The following is a 19,520-nucleotide window of genomic DNA, read 5'->3' as shown; positions in this document are numbered from 1 at the left end:
ATGAGGTGATATTCATGGAAAAAGCAATAGTTTACACATCTACAAACTGCCCGCATTGTCGTCAAGTAAAAAGCTACCTGGCTGAAAAAGGCGTCGAATACGAAGAACGCAACATTGAAACCAATGAAGCTTTTGCGCAAGAGGTTTGGGATATGGGCATTCGTGCCGTTCCATTGACTCTGATTGGGGAAGAACGTATTTCCGGTATGAACAAAACCAAGTTTGAAAAAGTGTTGAACGCTTAATCCAGCCTAACAGCATGTGATTTTCATATGGTTTAAACAAGGCCCTCGCCGCAGTTGCATACTGCGACGGGGGCCTGTTTTTTGGTCTTTTACAAAGATACACGTACACGCCCGAGAAAAGGAGCCGTTGCAGCATAGGCAGCACCTAGCATCGTCGAACGGCTGCCAAGCGTGGAGAAACGAATCTGTAATTGCCGACGGTGATAGGGCAGGGCCCGCTCTTCGATCACTGTACGCATACTTTGCTCCAACCAAGGTCTGGCTTCCGCAAGTGGACCGCCAATGATAAGCATGCCGGGGTTGAGGCTGTTCACAATATTGGTAATACCTACACCTAAATAGCGCCCTATTTCACCAAGGACGCTTAATGTACTCGCATCACCTTGCCGGGCAAACGGGAGTAATTCCGCTGTATTATGTGCAGGCAATTTCAATGCGGATGCTACATACGCTTTCTCCGAAGCATACAGCTCCCAGCAGCCTCGGCTGCCGCACGAGCAGAGGCGCCCGTTCCAGTCTATGGACATATGTCCACTCTCGCCCGCGTATCCCCAAGCCCCTTGATACGGCTTGCCATCAATAATAATTCCGGCCCCGATCCCAGAGCCTGCACTGATGTAGACCAGATCCCGCACAAGCTGCCGATGATCGGCGTCCATACCATAGTACAATTCACCTTGTGCACCGACGTTGGCCTCATTATCCACCACTACGGGAAGACCCAGCTCTGTCTCAAGCTGTTGACGCAGCGGAACCTCTTCCCAGCCCAGATTGGGTGCGAATAAAACATTTCCGGTTTCATCCACCATACCCGGTACCCCCAACCCAATGCCAACAATACCGTGAGGGGAGGGAGGAGTGACCTGCATGAGCTTCTGAACGAGCTTACGGATTTGTTCGATGACAAAGTCAGGATCATGCTGGGTTAGAGAAAGGGTAAGCTCTGTTTCAATGGTACCTGCCAGATCGGTCAGAGCACCCTTGATGTACTGTACGCTAACTTCGATACCGAGCACAAAGCCTGCACGGCTGTTGAACAGCAGCATTAAAGGTTTACGCCCACCGCTGGATTCTCCTAATCCTGTCTCATACACCAATCCATCGGTGATAAGCTCTGCAACCAGGTTGGACACGGTGGCCTTGTTTAATCCGGTTTGACTGGATAACTGTGCCCGGGATAGAGGGGCATGAAGGCGGATTCGCTCCAATACAATGGATTTATTCAGCTTTTTGACAAGCGCCTGATCGCCAGTAACATTCACGGTTATTTTCACTTCCTGTTGATGTAATTCCCGTTATTATATCATAAAAATAAACTTAGTTTAAGCAATAGACAAAGTTTCTTGGCTGTGCTAGAATCGTTTTTGTAAACGTTTACTATAAAGGAGGAACTTATAATGGCTTATTTCGAACAAGTATCTAAAATTAAATTCGAGGGCAAGCAATCCGATAATCCTTTTGCATTTAAATTTTATAATCCTCAGGAAATGGTAGCGGGAAAAACGATGGAGGAGCATCTGCGTTTTAGTATGGCTTATTGGCATACGCTGGTTGCAGGTGGCTCTGATCCTTTTGGAGTAGAGACTGCGGAACGTCCATGGTCCAAGTTTACCGGACTAGATTTGGCGAAGGCACGTGTGGAAGCTGCCTTTGAACTGCTGGATAAGCTGAATTTACCTTATTTCGCCTTCCACGATGTGGATATTGCACCTGAAGGCGCGTCACTGAAGGAATTTTACAGCAATCTGGATACCATCGTGGATCTGATTGAGGAGCACATGAAGGCTACGGGGAAAAAGCTGCTGTGGAACACGGCGAACATGTTTAGCCATCCACGTTATTTGCATGGAGCTGCGACAACTTGCAATGCAGATGTATACGCACACGCAGCTGCTCAAATTAAAAAAGGACTGGAAGTGGGCAAACGTCTGGGCGCAGATAACTATGTATTCTGGGGAGGCCGTGAAGGCTACGAAACACTGCTGAATACAGATTTGAAGTTGGAACAGGACAATCTGGGACGGATGTTCCATATGGCTGTGGACTACGCGCGTGAAATCGGTTTTGACGCTCAGTTCCTGATTGAGCCAAAACCGAAGGAGCCAACCAAGCATCAGTATGACTTTGATGCAGCGACGACGATTGCCTTCCTGCAAAAATATGATCTGGATCAGCATTTCAAGCTGAATCTGGAAGCTAACCACGCAACCTTGGCGGGTCATACTTTTGATCATGAAGTACGTGTAGCACGGGTTAACGGCATGTTGGGTTCCCTAGATGCCAACCAAGGCGATTTGCTGCTGGGCTGGGATACGGATGAATTCCCGGTTGATCTGTATGATGCCACACTAACCATGTATGAAGTGTTGCAAAATGAAGGTCTGGGCCGTGGCGGTATCAACTTTGATGCCAAGGTGCGCAGAGCATCGTTTGAGCCAGAAGACTTGTTCCTCGCTCACATCGCAGGTATGGATACGTATGCGAAAGGGCTAAAGGTAGCCGCCAAACTGATCGAGGATCGTGTGTTTGAGGACTTTATTGAGAAGCGGTATAGCAGCTTTAAGGAAGGCATTGGAGCAGATATCGTATCTGGAAAAGCAACGCTTGCTTCCTTGGCTGAATATGCTCTGGCGAACGAAGCACCACGCAAAAACGTATCCGGTCGTCAGGAATATCTGAAAGCAACATTAAATCAATACATTTTGGCTGATTAATGCCAGAGCTTATATATGAAATAAGGATTTCACGATAAAGGGAAGGAGGAACTCCAATGCAGGAGAAGCTAAATCAGGAGCAGGAGCGTTATGTCATCGGCGTGGATTTGGGTACCAGCGCAGTTAAAACGGTGCTGGTCAACCGCAAGGGGCAAGTGGCTTATGAAACCTCACAGTCCTATCCTCTCCATCAGCCGAAAGCAGGGTATAGCGAACAGCATCCTGAGGACTGGGTCAGTGGCACGTTAGCATCACTGAAACAGCTTGTGGAGAAGGCTGGAATCGCCGGAACAGATGCTGTGGACGGCATTAGCTTTTCGGGGCAGATGCACGGGCTTGTGCTGACTGACAAGGAAGGCCAAGTGCTTCGTCCGGCTATTCTGTGGAATGACACGCGCACAACGGCACAATGCCGCCGTATTGAAGAACAGCTCGGGCCAGCGCTGCTAAGTATTGCGCGCAACCGCGCGCTGGAAGGCTTCACGCTGCCCAAGCTGCTGTGGGTGCAGGAGCATGAGCCAGACGTGCTGGCTCGTGCGGCCCATTTTATGCTGCCCAAAGATTATGTACGCTACTGTCTCACAGGAGAACTGGCGATGGAGTATTCGGATGCGGCGGGCACATTACTGCTGGACATCGCGAACAAGCAGTGGAGCGAAGAGATCGCTGCTGCGTTTGATCTGCCGCTGTCGCTGTTCCCGCCACTGGTGGAATCCTTTGACCAGACGGGTACACTATTGCCGGAGATTGCGGAGCAGAGCGGGCTTTCGTCTGAGACCAAGGTCTATGCAGGTGGAGCAGACAACGCATGTGGCGCGATTGGCGCTGGCATTTTGAGCGAAGGCCGCACCTTGTGCAGCATCGGCACCTCAGGAGTTGTGCTTTCCTATGAGGAACGCAAGGATATCGACGTTCAGGGGCGAGCCCATTTTTTTAATCATAGTGAGCAGGATGCTTATTATATCATGGGAGTTACACTCGCGGCTGGATACAGCTTGACCTGGTTTAAGGATACCTTTGCGCCAGAACATTCCTTTGACGCATTGTTGGAAGATGTGAACTCGGTCGAGCCGGGCAGCCGCGGGCTGCTGTTCACGCCTTATATCGTAGGCGAACGTACGCCTCATCCGGATGCAACTATTCGAGGCAGCTTTATCGGGATGGATGCAGGGCATAAGCTTGCGCATTTTACACGAGCGGTACTGGAGGGAATTACGTTTTCACTCAAGGAATCCATTGATATTCTTAGAGGCACAGGCAAAACGGTGAATGAAGTGATTTCCATCGGCGGCGGAGCGCGTAATGAGGCATGGCTGCAAATGCAGGCCGATATTTTTAACACGGATATCGTCAAGCTGGAAAGTGAGCAGGGACCTGCCTTGGGAGCAGCTATGCTGGCTGCCTATGGTAGCGGGTGGTTTGAATCGCTGCAAGCGTGCGCTCAAGCTTTTCTGCGTGAAGCAGCAAGATATTCGCCGAACCCAGAACGTGTGGCACAATATGAAGGCTTATACGAGCTATACCGTGAAGTGTATCTACACACACGGGAGCTAAGTGAGCATTTGGCGGTCTATCGGTAATATGGTAAGCTTTGAGCGTAAATGAGAAGCGGCTTCGGGTGTAGAAATCCCCGAAGCCGCTTTTTACATGTAATGATGTTATGAATTAAATACTTTTCTTCGTTATCGCATGATCCTCATTCACTGAACTCACGGCACAGCCCGGACATGACTTGCTTGATGAACAGCCGGCACAGGCGCCTTGGCGGCTTTTTCGCAAAAATCGTACCAACACCCACGCACTATAACCGAGGATCGCCAATAAAATAATTACATTGATCATGGAATCCACTTCCTTCTATATACTGTAGGGCCTGAATTAACCCCAACCTAATAATCTGCCACACTGATAGATCAAGACGGCGATGATATATGCCACGGTCAAAGGATAGATCACAGAAAATGCAGTCCATCGCCAAGAGAGTGTCTCTTTGCGAATAACCGCTACCGTGGCCAGACACGGCACATACAACAGAATGAACACCATAAAGCTAAATGAGGCAAGCGGTGTAAAAGCATGACTGACTTGCAGTTCCAATCCCTGCATATCGGGAACGTGGTAAATGATATTCATAGTCGATACGACTACCTCCTTGGCCATAAAACCTGTGAGCAGGGACGCGCCTGCTTGCCAGGTACCAAAACCAAGAGGGGCCAATAGAGGTGCAAACCATCCTCCAATTGTAGCGAGCAGGCTGTCATCCATTTCTACCCCGAAGCCCTGCGGACCGAAATTGGACAAGAGCCAGATGCAAACGGAGCCTGCAAGAATAATCGTTCCGGCTTTACGGACGAAGCCTTTGACCTTTTCCCATGTGCTGCGAAATAAGGTAAGAGCCTGCGGTACCCGATAGGGAGGGAGCTCCACGATGAAGAGGGAAGGCTCACCTGATAAAATAGATACTTTGGAAAAAATTTTGGCAAGTACAAGCGATACGGTGATCCCTAGCACATACATCAGCATGATAATGCTTGCCGCATGTGACGGGAAAAACACACCTGCAAACAACGCATAGACTGGCAAGCGGGCCGAGCATGACATAAAGGGTACCAGCAACGTTGTAATGAGGCGTTCTCTTGGTTGTTCGATGGTGCGTGCCGCCATAATGGCCGGAACATTACAACCAAATCCAATAATGAAGGGAATGAAGCTTTTCCCGTTCAAGCCAACAGCCTGCATCAAGCGATCCATGAGTATCGTGACCCGTGCCATATACCCAGAGTCTTCAATCACCGAGATAATCAGAAATAAAATAGCAATTTGAGGCAGAAAAACTAGCACACCCCCGACTCCAGCCACGATGCCGTCCACGACTAGACTTTGCGTAAAAGCGGACGCGTTCAGGTGAACGAGTAATTCAGAAATCCAGCTGCTGAGTGTCCCTGAAAAAAATTCATCTAGCATATCTGAAAGAATTGTACCCGCCCAATCGAAGGTAAACTTGAAAGTAGCGTACATCAGCAGTAAAAAGATCGGTATCCCCAAGTACCGATGAGTTAGCAGTGCATCCAGCTTATCAGTCAGACTGTGAGGTCTGAGTTTGGATGTATCAATTGCCTTGCTGCACAGATCAGCAATCCATGCTGTTCGTACAGAACGAATATGCTGAGCAGGGGGGATGGCATACCCTTCCCTGAGAAGCTCTTGTTCGCAACGCTGGATGCGTGCCATTACTTGTTCACGCTGTGTCTCATTCGTCATCCATTCCATGACGACCGGATTGTTTTCCAAACATTGTAATGCGGCCCAACGGAGCTGAGGCACAGATGTATTCGGCAGCAAGTTGCAAATATCCTTAATAGCAGCTTCGACGGCAGGGCCGTAATCCAGTTGAAAAGCATTGGATGTATGTCTGACCTCTCGAAGGGAAGCAAGCATTTGCTTACTTCCGCTACCTGTACGTGCCACCATAGGAATAATGGGAACGTTCAATTGATCAGCCAACAGTTCCTTGTTTACCCGAAGACCGGTGGCATCGGCTACATCAGTCATGTTTAAACCGAGTACAAGCGGACGACCGTATTCCAATAGCTGTACAGTCAGATAAAGATTGCGCTGGAGTTGGGAGGCATCCACGATGTTAATCAGCGCCGCAGGCGGCTCCTCCAGCAAATAACGAGTAGCGACGCCTTCATCCAGCGACAGAGGGAGTAAAGAGTAGGCACCTGGCAAATCCACCAATACGGCAGACTTGTCACGCAGAATTCCTGTTTTCTTTTCCACAGTGACGCCGGACCAGTTGCCTACTTCTGCATACGTACGAGTCAGCTTGTTGAATAATGAGGTTTTCCCTGTATTGGGATTGCCAAAAAGAGCGATCATGTCCATGTCGGAACAACCTCCAGTTGTTTCACTTGATTTTGACGGAGACCGACCAGCTGTCCGTTGCATTCAATAACAATAGGACCGCCCAATAGACTGATCTTTTTTAAGCGTATGATGGAGCCTTCGTTGATGCCCATGTCTGTTAAGCGTCGGCGCAATGAGGGATGAAGAGGGGCAAGAGATTGCAAACGCACAGTTTGGCCTAATGGCGTACGAAGGAGCGAGATACATTCTGGCATGGTGCTCAGCCTTTCTGATCTAGAATGAGAATCAATATCATTTACTTCCGATGCCAGTACCATATCATGAGGAGTACTAGATTGCTGTGATAAAATTCTCTGCGAACGACATGTTTGCCTAAGGTCCCAACTGTTATATAGCAGAGCATGGTGTCACAACCTGCCTTTAAATGCACTCTTACTCGCCTGTAACCGACAAAACTAGAGCGTTTGGGGCAACTGTTTTTATGGTAAGATAGAGCTGTTTACAACTATGCTAAGAAGGGCAGGAACGCTCTGTATGAACAGAAAAATCGGGGTTAGGCTTGTAAAATGTCTGGTTGCAGGTGCGGCGCTGGCTGTGTTGCTGCCGCAGGCTGTAGAGTGGGGCAGCAATGTGTATGCGTCGTCGGTCAAGCCGACTTCCTCCGTATCCTCGCAGCAGCTTCAGAACAAGCTTTTACAGGCAATGGCTACGCGGAGTGAAACGCTGACCTTTACATATCAAGGGCGAGTGAACGGTCTCAAGCAGCAGCTACAGACAGCCATCCAACAGGCGATGGAGAGCGATCCGTATGTGAATTATACGATCAAAAGCTACGCATTCAGCTATACAGGCACAACCACCTCCGCCCAGGTTACGATTCGTTTAAGCTACCGGGAGACGAAGGAACAGACGGCATATGTGGATAGCACAGTTCAAGCTGTGTTGGGGGATATCATTACGAAGGGAATGACGGATCACGAAAAGGTGAAGGCCATTCATGATTGGATCGTCGTTCGCCTGAAGTATGATGAAGCACAGCAAAAGTACACAGCCTACGATGGCCTGAAAACGGGCAGCACAGTGTGTCAGGGTTATTCGCTGTTGGCCTATAAAATGCTCGAACGAGCAGGGATTACGAATCGGATTGTGGAGGGTAGAGCAGGGGGACAGCTGCATGCATGGAATCTTGTTTTATTAGATGGCCGATGGTATCACATGGATACGACATGGGATGACCCGACCCCCGATCGCGCGAACGAGGTAAGCACTTCATATTATCTGCTGACGGATTCAGAAATGCGGCGGGATCACTCATGGGTGAAACAATACCCTCAGGCGAATACATCGTATCGGGAAACCTTATCGGCATTGATAGCTACTGGAGGATCAAAGGCTACCGTGTATCAAAAACTGTACAATAACCTGGAGTATCCATTGCAAGACGGCAAGGGGCTGGTCAAATCATCCGCCGATATCAAGGAGCAGGTTCATAAGGTGATAAATAAGGGAGGAACGTCACTTACCTTCGGCTATCAGGGGACGGAACGAAGTCTCAAGGAGGATTTGCAATCCTTATATCAACTTGGCTTGAAGTCCATTTCCTATCAGATTACGGATCTTGGAAGTACCGGCAATCTTCGTGTAACCCTAAAATGGACCTGATGATTTTGCTGTAAAAAGCTACATTAACAAAGGAGTATTCTAATTTATATGCACAAGCGTTCCTTTACCTATTTGCTTGGCACGCAGACGATGTCCAATGCGGCCGACATTCTTTATATTATGGCACTTGTGTCTCTGGTTTTTCATGAAACGGATTCGATCTTCTCTTCGGTGCTCGTTCCGTTGCTGCGAATGGGTGCACAGATGATCAGCGGCTTTTTGGCACCGCTCATTTTGGCCCGGTTCCAGCTTCCATTTATTTTATTCGTTTCCCAGTTCGGACAACTGGCCTTCTTCGCTGTACTGCTGGGCCACTTGTGGTCAGCGGGCACGGAGCCCGTATGGGTGATTGTGTTTGCGTTGGTGACAGCCATGTCCTTTCTGGACGGCTGGACTACACCTGCGCGCAACGCGCTGATTCCCCGCCTTGCTTCCGGGGAAGGGCTCATGCGGGCAAACAGTCTGGTATCGGTCAGCGATCAGACGGTGCAATTAGCGGGGTGGGGGCTTAGTGGGGTGCTCGTAGCTATGCTGGGCTCGGAAAAAACATTGCTGGTGGCTGGCGGTCTGTATATGATAGCGCTGATCTTCACCAGCTTGATTCGAGATCCCCTAGAAGGCAAAGCCCATTATTTGCTTCAGCCTGGAACAAGGGTGCAAAATGGAGATGTCTCAGCTTATGAGGCTGTAACCGAGCCGGGACAAGGGCACCATGACTTGCCTCCCGCACAGTTGGAAGATAAGCTGTATGGTCCGGAATCAGAGAGTCCGTCGGTGCCTCCTAAACGTAAAAAGGAAATACTGCGAGAAGGTTGGAGTCTCATCGGAGCCAGTCGCAGACTGAAGGCTCTTATTTTTATGGATATGATTGACCTGCTGGGGGGATCGGTTTGGGTAGGCGCGTTCACGCTTGCCTTCGCTCAGCAGGTCTTGCACAAGAGCGAGGCATGGTGGGGATACATCAATGCCGCGTATTTTGCAGGGGCGATTGGTGGCGGCATCGTAGTTCTTGCCTGCGTCAAGCTGTTGCAGCGCAGACTGCTGCCCGCCATGCTGGCAGGAATGGCAGGCTATGGACTGCTGACAGCTTGGTATGCACTGAACACATTACCGCCACTAACGCTGCTTATCGTGCTGTTGATGGGGCTACCTGCGGAAATGTCGGTCGTCTCCCGCCGCACGATGATGCAAATGAGTGTGTCGATACATGATTTGCCTAAGGTGCTGTCCGCCCAGGCTACGCTGACAAGCCTGACGTTTTGTATTTCGCTGCTTTTAATGGGCTGGATTGCAGATCATCTGGGTATCGTTAATTTGTACTTGTTTTCAGCAGTCTTGACACTGATTGCTGTCATATACGGTATTTTTAGTCGTCGTGCCTTATCTATGTCTTTATCAGCTGAAGTAGCTGCTTCTTCCAAATAAACAGAAAAAGCCCGTCTCCGGGCATATACAGGGGAACATGCGGATAACGGTCTTGGGACCAGGTGTATCAGCGTGTTTCCCTGATATGTGGAGACGGGCTTTTTATCACACACGGTATTCTATTATTTATCCGAAGGCGGATTTGAACTCAAATCACATTCTTTTAATGGAACGATTTTAGTACGTTTAATCCATTTGTAGCCAAGCCACAGCAGAAGGAACAGCGGCACACTCATATACGTAGCGATCATCGTTTTCCAGTCAATCTCCTGTCCGGTGAAAGCATCCGTCCCTTGCCCAATAATGACAATGATACATAGAGCAAAGGCGAACAACGGTCCAAACGGGAACCAGCGGGCTTTGTAGGGAAGTTCACTCAGACTGTGACCCTGTGCAGTAAAGGCACGGCGGAAACGATAGTGGCTGACTGCAATCCCAACCCACGTAATGAATCCGCACATTCCAGAGGCATTGAGCAGCCAGTTATAGACTACACCGTCTCCATACAGGGAGGCGAGAAAAGCCAGCATACCAACAGCAGTCGTAATCAGAAGTGCATTCATAGGAATGCCGCGTCGATTGATACGCCCAAGGAAACGGGGGGCTTTACCTTCCCGCGCCAAAGCGTACAGTACCCGAGTCGCTGCATACATACCCGAGTTGCCTGCCGACAATACGGAAGTCAAAATAACGGCGTTCATGACTGAGGCAGCAATGGCAAGCCCCGCTTTTTCAAATACGAGCGTGAACGGACTGACTCCGATATCACTGATATCTCCTCGCAACAGATTCGGATTCGTATACGGAATGATCAAACCAATAACGAGAATCGCGAGAATATAAAAGAACAAGATACGCCAGAAGATCTGGCGGATAGCACGTGGCACATTGTCACGCGGATTTTCGCTTTCGCCAGCGGCTACCCCAATTAGCTCGGTTCCCTGAAAGGAAAAGCCCGCAGCCATAAATACGCCCAATACAGCGAAGAATCCACCATGGAACGGGGCATCTCCTACCGTGAAGTTGGCAAAGCCCACCGCAGGACCACCCATGATGCCGAAAATCATCAGCACCCCTACGGCCAAAAAGATGATTACAGTCACAATTTTAATCATCGCGAACCAGTATTCGGACTCACCGTAGCCTTTGACCGTCAACGCGTTCAGCAAGAAGATTATGGCCAAGAATAACAGACTCCACCAGGCAGAGTGACTTTCTGGAAACCAGTATTTGATGAGCACGGTTGCTGCTGCCAATTCGGCAGCAATCGTTACTGCCCAGTTGTACCAGAAGTTCCAACCCATGGCAAAACCAAAAGCCGGATCGACGAAGCGACCTGCATAGGTATTAAAAGAGCCGGATTCAGGCATAAACGTAGCCAACTCACCGAGGCTGGTCATTAAGAAGTAGACCATAAGGCCAACTGCTGCATAAGCCAGCAGGGCACCGCCGGGTCCAGCTTCGGCGACCGCGCCTCCACTGGCGAGGAATAGCCCTGTTCCGATCGAGCCGCCGAGGGCGATCATCGTCATATGACGGGCTTTAAGACTTTTACGCAAGGTTGCGTCAGGTGTTGCTTTGTGTTGCACGTTCAAACACTCCTTCATGAAATTGTATTTCATGTCAGGGCAAGAGCCAGAAGGAGGGGGAGTATATAAATCAAAAGACCGCAGGGAATACGCCTGCGGTCTTGTCTATGCATTCCGCACCATACCTTCTTCTATAACAAGATAGCTCAACACACGTGTCTGTGTTAGGACATCGCGTGACAGTTCTGCTCCTTTCGGTTAGCAGCCCCAGCATACGGAGTATTTACAAAGAGTCAGCTCCGCATACTTCGGCGGGTGTACCTTTCTACTGGAATCTCAGACGGCTCTTGGCGTCTCCTCCAGTGTACTGATTACATCCGCGACCTCTACCTCATCATAAAACAGGTTGATGAGGTGTATGACATGATATTATATTGTATAGCGAACTACAGTATATCGTACCTGTACACCTTCTGACAATCGACAATTTTTTGAAAATCCACTTATCGATTCTTAAATCAGGAGTTCCGTTTGGCCATCTGCTGCCAAACCGTACCTGCGGCTTGCTCGCCTGATTCGATGCGCTCCAGCGCCATTTTAGCTTGTAGACTGACCTCGAATTCGGGGTCATCGACGGCCTTCTCCAGCGCATCACGCGCATCCTCGGTTCCAACCTCGTATAGAAAACGGGCTGCACGCCAGCGAACCAGCTTGCTGCTGTCCGATAGGGCTCCGATCATAGCACTGGTAGCGACGGGATCGCCAATGTCCGACAACGTGTCGCCAGCAGTGCGGCGTACTGCCGCTGAAGGATCGCGCAGCGCCTCGAACAGCAGTTCCATCGCCTCCGGTGTACGAATATCGCCCAGATAGACGACTCCCAGCCGCCGCAGCTGCATTTTGTCGTCATGCAGCGCTTGCCGGATCAGGGGCAAATGCTCGGGCGTCGGCTCCAGCCGATCCAGCGCAGCGTAGCGTGTGCGCCAGTCTTCGTGTTGCAGGGCCTGCTTCAGTTCGGCATCGCTCCACTCGCGGCGTTCCTCCACGAATTCGCTGTTGTCCGCGCCGTGGGCAATCGCCTGCTGGATAATTTGTTCCAGCCGATCCTGCGGAAAGGCTGCCTCCAATTCCTGCTCAACCTCGCGGGCAATATCCGGCAGTTCACCGTAGCGGACGCCGTAATCACTCAGCTTACGTTCCTTGATCAGCGTTGCACTTGCTACACGGGTAACGGCTTGCACGAAACGGTCGGACAAGGAAATTCGTTCCTCCTGCTGACCCGCTTTAACTCGAATTTGCATGGGAAGGCCGCGAAAAAATTGTACAAAAACCTGTGCTTCGCCAAACGCTTCCCCAGAGGTTTCCTCTGGTAAATCCCAATTAGCGTCAGCACCTTCCTCGCCTAGCTGATCCCGGACCTGACCCAGAATAGTAGACCAATCGGCATTTCCTTTACGGTCAAGGGCTACAAAATCAGTCGTGTGAAACACGCTTTTGACCCCTTCAATGGCCAGCATACGCCGGATAAATGGGGGAGCCGAACGCTCATTGTCCCGTGTATATGTTCTGCGGATACCCGCTTCCAGCCGCTCATCCAGATGCAGCATCATGGTGTTCGGACTGGGAGTTGGCTCGATAGATGTTATCTTCATAGCTCGGTACAGCCTCCTGTTCAAAAGTTCTCCATATATCATATATAGCTTATCTGTATTGTACCTCATTCTGCGTAGGTCTCCAAAGAGAGAGTTTTCGTTTATAGAGAAAACACAATGACATATATCACATGATTTAGATGAGTATACCTGTTAAATAGGAGTATTTTTGAATGAAAACAGGATGCTATATAAGCCAAACTCGAAAAAATGAACATGAAAACGGAGTAGGCGGAATGGTGCTGTACAAGCGTAGCGGTCGCTTTTGTCCCCGGATTTTTACCCTATTCATAGTTTTATTCTAGAAATCCGGGGACGGTGCGGTGGGAAGTAACATCCGATTGCGCAGTGGCACTATAGGTAACTTTTAAGTTCGGTTTTAGTCGGATGTTGTATTATGCATCCCGCTTCAGTGGATCGTTTTGACGGCGGCGAATGAGCAGGGAGGCGATAAGTCCCACAGACAGAACAGCCGCCAGCAGCATAAATGTAGTCATCTGATTGCCGCCATTCCCCATCAAACGAATGGAAAGCATAGGGGCTATACTCGTACCGGCAAACAGGATGAAGGTATATAGTGAGACCGCTATGGCCCTTGCTGCCCCGCCGAGCTGACCAACTATTGTAATGAGTGAAGGGACACTCAGGGCAATGCCGCTGACAAAACATACACTTAATACCACGATAGCTATTAGAGAATGTGTCATTCCCATCAGCGCCAAGCTAAGGATGGAAAGAAGAAGAGCTGTACGTAATACAAGGTGTACATCGAATTTCAGGGCCAATTTTCCGGCGAAGGGTGAGAGAAGCATGCCGATGATGCCAGCCGACCTGACATATAGCATCTGTCTACTATTCAGGCCAAATTCGGGACTGCCAAGGTAGCTTCCCAAAACCGTATACATGCTCACAAATGACATCAGAAGAACAAAAGCAATCGTGTAGCTTAACCATAAAGGATACGAACGCAGAACGGTCCCCAACTGACCGAAGGCTGCCAAAATACGAACCCCTCGTTGCGGGGAGGGAGCTTTAGGCAGGAAAAAAAGAACGATCAGGAAGGTGATTGCGTACAAAACACCTAGCATCCGAAATACCATATTCCATCCGATTTGTTCGCTGATGATAATACTAAATACCTGTCCGGCAATACCTGCCACTAGAAAACCGGTGCTGATAAAGCCGATGGCCGTTACCCGTTTTTCGGTTGGAAACATGTCTACGGCGTATGCGAGAGCAACGGGGGAAAAGGTGGCTGCCGCCAAGCCCTGAAGCAAGCGCAGTGCAACTAATACAGAATACTGACTGGTTAAGCTGAGGGATAACGAAAGGATCGTCAATGCGAGCAATCCAGCGACGATAATCTGCTTGCGTCCAAAGCGATCAGACAATCCTCCATAAATAAGACATCCCGCTGCAAAGCCTAAGGAAAAGATACTTCCCGGCAGAGCTGCTTCAGCTAGCGTTTTTCCAAATACTTTAGCAAAGAGAGGGACCAAAGGGATCGTCACATACAGGCTGGACATGACGACAACCGCTGACCAGCATAGGATTACAGTCATCCATGCATAAGGGAGAGCAACATTTTCCTTCTGGATAACGGTATCTTTTGTTCGTAGTTTACTCATCAATAGAACACTCCTTCATCATCAAATAAGTAATTTGAAATACAAACAATTAAATATATTAGATAACCTAATTATATGTTCAAAAAAAATTACCTGCCCACCCCCAGTTTGTCTTCCATATGATGATGGATTTTTTCTATAATCCGTGAAAAAACGATCTGCTCCTCGGGCTCCAAAATACTCGCTAGGGAAGCACAGGAAGACCAAAATACAGGGAGCACTTGCTGTACAAGGTGAGAACCCGCTTCTGTAATGCGTACATGAATTTTGCGCCGGTCTGTAGAACTATGTTCTCTGATAATCCAGCCTCGTTGCTCTGTCCAATCCAGGAGGGATGTTACAGATGCACGTCGGATGCCTAGACGGTCAGCAATCATAGAGGGGCTCATCTGAGCCTGGGATTGGTGCAATCTCAATAGCAACAATAAATCTAGCTTACTCTCTGTCAGGCCGTAAGCAGCTAGATCCAAATCTACCGCGTCGAGCACATTATCACCTGTCCATAGCAAGAAGAGACCAATACGAGCAAGTCGTCGGTCTGTTTCTGCAAGGGCAGTTTGATCCATTAACTCTAGATAAGGTTCTGGTCCCAGACGAGGAAGAGATTGCTGGATGAAGTTCCTTTGTTTTGGCGGCATAAGTTCACTCTTTTCATATAATTAGGTTATCTAACTATATATCAATATAACGTATTGTCATGAATAAAACAATATCTAGAAAGAAATACTGCTACATTCAATACAGAAGCAGGGTTAAAAATCAGCTGAATGAACCAAACTGTAAATAGGTTACCAAAATGCGCCAAAAGATAAGTGAAGGAGGCGTTCCTATGTTCCGCAAGCAGGAAAGAACGCTCATTATTGTATGTATAGTAATTGCGGCCATTATGCTATATGCCGTAATTAAAAGCATAGCTCGCTTGACTCCCTAGTTGGTAATCAAGAGTGAATTCGAAGTTTTCCCTATTAAAAATGTGAAATGAAGGAGTGAAACCCATTTGTCTTCACTGGACCCTGTATTGCTAAGCCGGATGCTGACCGGAATTACCCTGTTTGTTCATATCGTATTTGCATCCATCGGCGTTGGCGTACCCTTAATGATTGCACTTGCAGAATGGCGCGGGCTGCGAACTGGTGATCCGCATTATACACTGCTGGCACGGCGGTGGGCTCGGGGGTTTGTCATTACTGTCGCCGTGGGCGTCGTGACAGGCACCTCCATTGGTCTACAGCTCAGTTTGCTGTGGCCTACCTTTATGCGGGTGGCCGGACAAGCGATTGCGCTGCCCCTGTTTTTAGAGACGTTTGCTTTCTTTATCGAAGCAATATTCCTAGGCATCTATTTGTATACCTGGGATCGGTTTAAAAGTAAATATTTTCACTTGATGCTGCTCATCCCGGTAGCGATTGCCTCGTCTGCCTCAGCGGTTTTTATTACGACTGTGAACTCGTTCATGAACCAACCTCAAGGCTTTACACTCAAAAATGGAGTCATGACCAATATTCATCCCATCGAGGCTATGCTAAACCCGGCCACGCCGACCAAAGTGTCCCATGTACTGGCTTCCTCGTATACATTGAGCGCAGGGGTGCTGATGGGGCTGGCTGCTTACAGCATGCTGCGGGGGCGTAATCACCCTTATTTTAAAAAGGCGCTGAAGCTGACGGCCACCTGTACCATTGTATTTGCCATCAGTACAGTGCTGATAGGAGACGCATCCGGTAAATTTCTGGCCAAATATCAGCCGGAGAAGTTGGCTGCCGCCGAATGGCATTTTGATACGATGACACACGCCCCCTTTGTATATGGCGGCTTTATGGACGAAAACGGTGAAATCAAATATGCCCTGAAAGTGCCTTATGCACTTAGTATCCTGGCTGGTAATTTGCCTAGTACAGAGGTTAAGGGGTTAAATGACTATCCGGTGGAGGAGCGTCCGCCGCTGTCTATTCATTATATGTTTGACCTCAAGATCACCACAGGAGTGCTGATTCTCGTCATCCCACTGCTGTATCTGATCCGTAAGCGTTTGCCAGGTCGCAAACCCTACCCCAAATGGCTACTGTTAGCGCTCATTTTGGTCGGACCGATGGCTATGGTAGCTATTGAACTGGGCTGGATGTTTGCAGAGGTCGGCAGACAGCCGTGGATTCTACGCGGATATATGAAGGTGTCCGAAGCAGCAACCACTTCTACAAGTGTTGGGTGGATGCTGGTGTTGTTTGTTATTTTGTATCTGGTGTTGTGTTTCTCGGCCATCAAGGTACTCAGCAAGCTATTCCGTAATAAGGATGCCGTGGAAGAGATAAGACAGCTGGGCCTGGAAGGGGCTGAAGGCAATTGAGCTATGAAATTGTAGGTATCGCCATATTGTGGACCTTCCTGTTTGGATATTTGCTTGTGGCATCCATTGATTTTGGTGCAGGCTTTTTCAGCTTTTACAGTGTGCTGACAGGCCACCAGAACAAAATCCACAATATCATTCAACGATATCTGTCTCCGGTATGGGAGGTAACGAACGTATTTCTCATCTTTTTTGTGGTGGGATTAAACGGGTTTTTCCCGGATGCCGCCTATTACTATGGTACAGCGTTACTCGTTCCGGGCAGTATTGCGATTGTGCTGCTTGCGATCCGGGGAGTATATTATGCTTACAATACGTATGGACATTCGGGTAAAAATAATATCGTCTACATGGCATTGTACGGTGCGACTGGGCTGCTGATTCCCGCAGCACTGTCGACGGTCCTCGCTATTTCAGAAGGTGGCATTATTGTAGAGAACAGCACAGGTGTTCATCTGCAATGGGGCCAGCTATTAAGCAACCCTTACACGTGGGCAGTTATTATTCTGGCGCTGGTGAGTGTATTGTATATATCGGCGATGTTTTTGTCCTTTTATGCCAAAAGGGCAGGGGACAAGGTAGCTTTTGAAATCGTACGAGGGTACGCGTTACTCTGGAGTGCTCCTACGATTTTGGCGAGTTTGTTCGCATTTTTCCAGATTAACAAACAAAATCCAGACCATTTTGCCAATATGCTTAGTATGGCCTGGATGTTTGTCGCATCCTTCATATGCTTTGTGGGAGCAGTGTATCTGGTCTGGCAGCGGCGGCATTTGGGTATCTCCTTCATCCTGGTGATGCTGCAATTTGCATTTGCCTGGTATGGCTATGGCCGCTCACATCTTCCGTATGTTCTGTATCCCTACATTAATGTATATAACAGCTTTACGAACTCTACGATGGCGTATGCATTGATTACGGCGTTTGTTGCGGGTCTGCTGGTGCTGATTCCTTCGCTGATCCTGATATTGAGATTGTTTCTGTTCGATGCAAAGTATGTACGAGGACAAGCGGGAAAGAAGGGGTGAGTTAGAGTGGTTGCTTTCGAGCATTTTACGATCATGTATGAGTCGCCGATCATTATCGTGGTGGCGATTGTGTTTTTGTTTATTTATTCGGCACGCTTTAAAAATCCACAGGACTGACAATAACATGTGGAGCAGGCCTTCTGATAGATCCGGGAGGTCTGTTTTTGCTGTATTATCGCAGAATTTCCTTTACAGATGTGATTGAATTATACTTTACATAGTTCAGGATGTTGCATCATTTCATGATCACATTTGAGTGACAATATATAGTTAAATTGAACCGTTGTGTTTTTTGGAGAACGGGTCTGTCAGGGAGGGGCTGCATCATGCCTAAAGTGCGTTTTAACAATATGGATCATGTAAATACCGATAAAACCATCAAGCAATTCAGACAATGGCGGCAGGAGCGACGCAGCAAAATAAAGGATTACACGTTCGTTGTGCCCAACCATCTCCCGGAGCTGGAGTTTCTGCATAGTAATCGGGAAATGGCGACGGCGACCTGGGTGGGCCATTCCACCTTTTTCATTCAGTACCTTGGGCTGAATATGGTCACCGATCCGGTGTGGGCAGAGCGTATGGCTTTTGATAAAAGATTGGCTCCGCCCGGCATTCGCATTCAGGATGTGCCACCGCTGGATATCATTCTGCTGTCACATTCGCATTATGATCATTTACATTTGGCATCGTTGCGGAAGTTATATCGTGCAGATACATTGATACTCGTCCCCTCGGGGTTAAAGTCGAAAATGATCCGCAAAGGCTTTCGCAACTGCCATGAGCTGCAATGGTGGGAGCATTTTACGGTAGGTGGAGTGCGGATTACATTTGTTCCGGCACAGCACTGGACACGGCGTACGCCGTTTGATACCAATACTTCACATTGGGGTGGATACGTTTTGCAAAGTGAGCAGCAGGTGATCGGTTCTGCCACGTCTGTTGCAGGCTCAGATGCTCACGCAGAATCAGATTCAGCGGAGGCACCTACGTTGTATTTTGTGGGAGACACGGGATATTTCCGTGGGTTTAAGGAGATTGGCGAGCGCTTTGCTATTGATCTGACCTTTATGCCGATTGGTGCGTATGAACCGGAATGGTTCATGACCTCACAGCATGTGACACCGGAGGAGGCGTTGCAGGGCTTTGTGGATTGCGGCGCAGATCAGATGATCCCGATGCACTATGGAGCCTTTAAGCTGGCGGACGATACGCCGAGAGAGGCGCTGGATCGTCTTGAAGTGGAGCGAGAGCGCTTGGGGATTGCAAAGGAACGCATCCATGTACTGGGGCACGGAGAGACGCTGAAAATTGGGCGCCGTTGCTCAACTAGAATCTGAAGGGTTCAGTAACGTATATAAAATAAGCGACTCGGTGGACAATGAATTTGCCTGCCGAGCCGCTTTTTCTAGTTTTAGGCTACCGT

At 48.8% G+C, this 19,520-nt stretch carries 17 protein-coding genes and 1 riboswitch; of the genes, 9 read left to right on the top strand and 8 right to left on the bottom strand.

Going from position 1 to position 19,520, the window contains the following annotated elements; genetic code table 11:
* The first annotated feature begins 14 nt into the window (after positions 1 to 14).
* Entirely contained in the window at positions 15 to 245 is a 231-nt protein-coding gene (locus tag HFD99_RS18540) for a glutaredoxin family protein (protein WP_013373091.1), read from the top strand.
* Between the two features lie 89 nt (positions 246 to 334).
* Here the strand turns inward: HFD99_RS18540 and HFD99_RS18535 are convergent, their stop codons facing one another.
* Positions 335 to 1,507 (bottom strand): ROK family transcriptional regulator, encoded by a 1,173-nt coding sequence (locus HFD99_RS18535; protein ID WP_025365847.1) that lies wholly within the window; start codon positions 1,505 to 1,507, stop codon positions 335 to 337.
* Between the two features lie 135 nt (positions 1,508 to 1,642).
* Between HFD99_RS18535 and xylA the strand changes: the two genes are divergently transcribed.
* Positions 1,643 to 2,959 carry a xylose isomerase gene (gene xylA / locus HFD99_RS18530; RefSeq protein ID WP_025365846.1) on the top strand — a complete coding sequence of 439 codons (1,317 nt, stop codon included), beginning with the start codon at positions 1,643 to 1,645 and terminating at the stop codon, positions 2,957 to 2,959.
* A gap of 56 nt (positions 2,960 to 3,015) precedes the next feature.
* Entirely contained in the window at positions 3,016 to 4,539 is a 1,524-nt protein-coding gene (xylB, locus tag HFD99_RS18525) for a xylulokinase (protein ID WP_025365845.1), read from the top strand.
* An 85-nt stretch (positions 4,540 to 4,624) separates the two neighbouring features.
* Here the strand turns inward: xylB and HFD99_RS18520 are convergent, their stop codons facing one another.
* The 3 genes from HFD99_RS18520 to HFD99_RS18510 are packed head-to-tail and all read right to left on the bottom strand — an operon-like array spanning position 4,625 to position 7,083.
* On the bottom strand, positions 4,625 to 4,801 hold the full coding sequence (locus HFD99_RS18520) for a FeoB-associated Cys-rich membrane protein (protein ID WP_080690751.1): 177 nt from the start codon (positions 4,799 to 4,801) through the stop codon (positions 4,625 to 4,627).
* Positions 4,802 to 4,837: 36 nt separating this feature from the next.
* Positions 4,838 to 6,847: a ferrous iron transport protein B gene (gene feoB, locus HFD99_RS18515; RefSeq protein WP_123797658.1), complete on the bottom strand. Its 2,010-nt coding sequence runs from the start codon at positions 6,845 to 6,847 to the stop codon at positions 4,838 to 4,840.
* The gene (locus HFD99_RS18510) at positions 6,838 to 7,083 is read right to left on the bottom strand and encodes a FeoA family protein (protein WP_016820309.1); all 246 of its coding nucleotides are present in this window, start codon (positions 7,081 to 7,083) and stop codon (positions 6,838 to 6,840) included. Before HFD99_RS18510 ends, feoB begins: the two co-directional genes overlap by 10 nt.
* A 280-nt stretch (positions 7,084 to 7,363) precedes the next feature.
* On the opposite strand from HFD99_RS18510, the gene HFD99_RS18505 reads away from it, so the two are divergent.
* Positions 7,364 to 8,491, top strand: a complete 1,128-nt coding sequence (locus HFD99_RS18505) for a transglutaminase domain-containing protein (RefSeq protein WP_017425971.1) — start codon at positions 7,364 to 7,366, stop codon at positions 8,489 to 8,491.
* Between the two features lie 48 nt (positions 8,492 to 8,539).
* On the top strand, positions 8,540 to 9,916 hold the full coding sequence (locus HFD99_RS18500) for an MFS transporter (RefSeq protein WP_025365843.1): 1,377 nt from the start codon (positions 8,540 to 8,542) through the stop codon (positions 9,914 to 9,916).
* A gap of 122 nt (positions 9,917 to 10,038) precedes the next feature.
* On the opposite strand, the gene HFD99_RS18495 is transcribed toward HFD99_RS18500, so the two are convergent.
* From HFD99_RS18495 to HFD99_RS18480, 4 genes are all read right to left on the bottom strand, one after another.
* Entirely contained in the window at positions 10,039 to 11,505 is a 1,467-nt protein-coding gene (locus HFD99_RS18495) for an amino acid permease (RefSeq protein ID WP_016820306.1), read from the bottom strand.
* Positions 11,506 to 11,639: 134 nt separating this feature from the next.
* Positions 11,640 to 11,842: riboswitch (Lysine riboswitch) on the bottom strand.
* A gap of 121 nt (positions 11,843 to 11,963) precedes the next feature.
* A complete protein-coding gene (locus HFD99_RS18490) occupies positions 11,964 to 13,097 on the bottom strand; it encodes a virulence factor (RefSeq protein WP_016820305.1) in 1,134 nt (377 codons plus the stop codon).
* A 395-nt stretch (positions 13,098 to 13,492) separates the two neighbouring features.
* Positions 13,493 to 14,725: an MFS transporter gene (locus HFD99_RS18485; protein WP_025365842.1), complete on the bottom strand. Its 1,233-nt coding sequence runs from the start codon at positions 14,723 to 14,725 to the stop codon at positions 13,493 to 13,495.
* 89 nt (positions 14,726 to 14,814) lie between these two features.
* The gene (locus HFD99_RS18480) at positions 14,815 to 15,363 is read right to left on the bottom strand and encodes a MarR family winged helix-turn-helix transcriptional regulator (protein ID WP_025365841.1); all 549 of its coding nucleotides are present in this window, start codon (positions 15,361 to 15,363) and stop codon (positions 14,815 to 14,817) included.
* Between the two features lie 359 nt (positions 15,364 to 15,722).
* On the opposite strand from HFD99_RS18480, the gene HFD99_RS18475 reads away from it, so the two are divergent.
* The 4 genes from HFD99_RS18475 (at position 15,723) to HFD99_RS18465 (ending at position 19,434) form a co-directional block, all read left to right on the top strand.
* Positions 15,723 to 17,069: a cytochrome ubiquinol oxidase subunit I gene (locus HFD99_RS18475; protein WP_025365840.1), complete on the top strand. Its 1,347-nt coding sequence runs from the start codon at positions 15,723 to 15,725 to the stop codon at positions 17,067 to 17,069.
* Entirely contained in the window at positions 17,066 to 18,097 is a 1,032-nt protein-coding gene (locus tag HFD99_RS18470; RefSeq protein WP_025365839.1) for a cytochrome d ubiquinol oxidase subunit II, read from the top strand. Before HFD99_RS18475 ends, HFD99_RS18470 begins: the two co-directional genes overlap by 4 nt.
* A 6-nt stretch (positions 18,098 to 18,103) precedes the next feature.
* A complete protein-coding gene (cydS, locus tag HFD99_RS26095) occupies positions 18,104 to 18,214 on the top strand; it encodes a cytochrome bd oxidase small subunit CydS (RefSeq protein ID WP_014278118.1) in 111 nt (36 codons plus the stop codon).
* Between the two features lie 209 nt (positions 18,215 to 18,423).
* On the top strand, positions 18,424 to 19,434 hold the full coding sequence (locus HFD99_RS18465; RefSeq protein ID WP_019688607.1) for an MBL fold metallo-hydrolase: 1,011 nt from the start codon (positions 18,424 to 18,426) through the stop codon (positions 19,432 to 19,434).
* Positions 19,435 to 19,520 lie beyond the last annotated feature (86 nt).

This window comes from Paenibacillus sp. EKM301P (assembly GCF_011800295.1).
Lineage (GTDB): Bacteria > Bacillota > Bacilli > Paenibacillales > Paenibacillaceae > Paenibacillus > Paenibacillus polymyxa.
Note: the sequence above shows the minus strand (reverse complement) of the source record. Positions and strands in the feature narration are given on the sequence as shown.

What these genes read in the sequence shown, in the direction of transcription:
- HFD99_RS18540 (WP_013373091.1), top strand. Translation starts at nt 15, where the DNA reads ATGGAAAAAGCAATAGTTTACACATCTACAAACTGCCCGCATTGTCGT.
- xylA (WP_025365846.1), top strand. Translation starts at nt 1,643, where the DNA reads ATGGCTTATTTCGAACAAGTATCTAAAATTAAATTCGAGGGCAAGCAA.
- xylB (WP_025365845.1), top strand. Translation starts at nt 3,016, where the DNA reads ATGCAGGAGAAGCTAAATCAGGAGCAGGAGCGTTATGTCATCGGCGTG.
- HFD99_RS18520 (WP_080690751.1), bottom strand. Translation starts at nt 4,801, where the DNA reads ATGATCAATGTAATTATTTTATTGGCGATCCTCGGTTATAGTGCGTGG.
- feoB (WP_123797658.1), bottom strand. Translation starts at nt 6,847, where the DNA reads ATGGACATGATCGCTCTTTTTGGCAATCCCAATACAGGGAAAACCTCA.
- HFD99_RS18510 (WP_016820309.1), bottom strand. Translation starts at nt 7,083, where the DNA reads ATGCCAGAATGTATCTCGCTCCTTCGTACGCCATTAGGCCAAACTGTG.
- HFD99_RS18505 (WP_017425971.1), top strand. Translation starts at nt 7,364, where the DNA reads ATGAACAGAAAAATCGGGGTTAGGCTTGTAAAATGTCTGGTTGCAGGT.
- HFD99_RS18500 (WP_025365843.1), top strand. Translation starts at nt 8,540, where the DNA reads ATGCACAAGCGTTCCTTTACCTATTTGCTTGGCACGCAGACGATGTCC.
- HFD99_RS18490 (WP_016820305.1), bottom strand. Translation starts at nt 13,097, where the DNA reads ATGAAGATAACATCTATCGAGCCAACTCCCAGTCCGAACACCATGATG.
- HFD99_RS18485 (WP_025365842.1), bottom strand. Translation starts at nt 14,725, where the DNA reads ATGAGTAAACTACGAACAAAAGATACCGTTATCCAGAAGGAAAATGTT.
- HFD99_RS18480 (WP_025365841.1), bottom strand. Translation starts at nt 15,363, where the DNA reads ATGCCGCCAAAACAAAGGAACTTCATCCAGCAATCTCTTCCTCGTCTG.
- HFD99_RS18465 (WP_019688607.1), top strand. Translation starts at nt 18,424, where the DNA reads ATGCCTAAAGTGCGTTTTAACAATATGGATCATGTAAATACCGATAAA.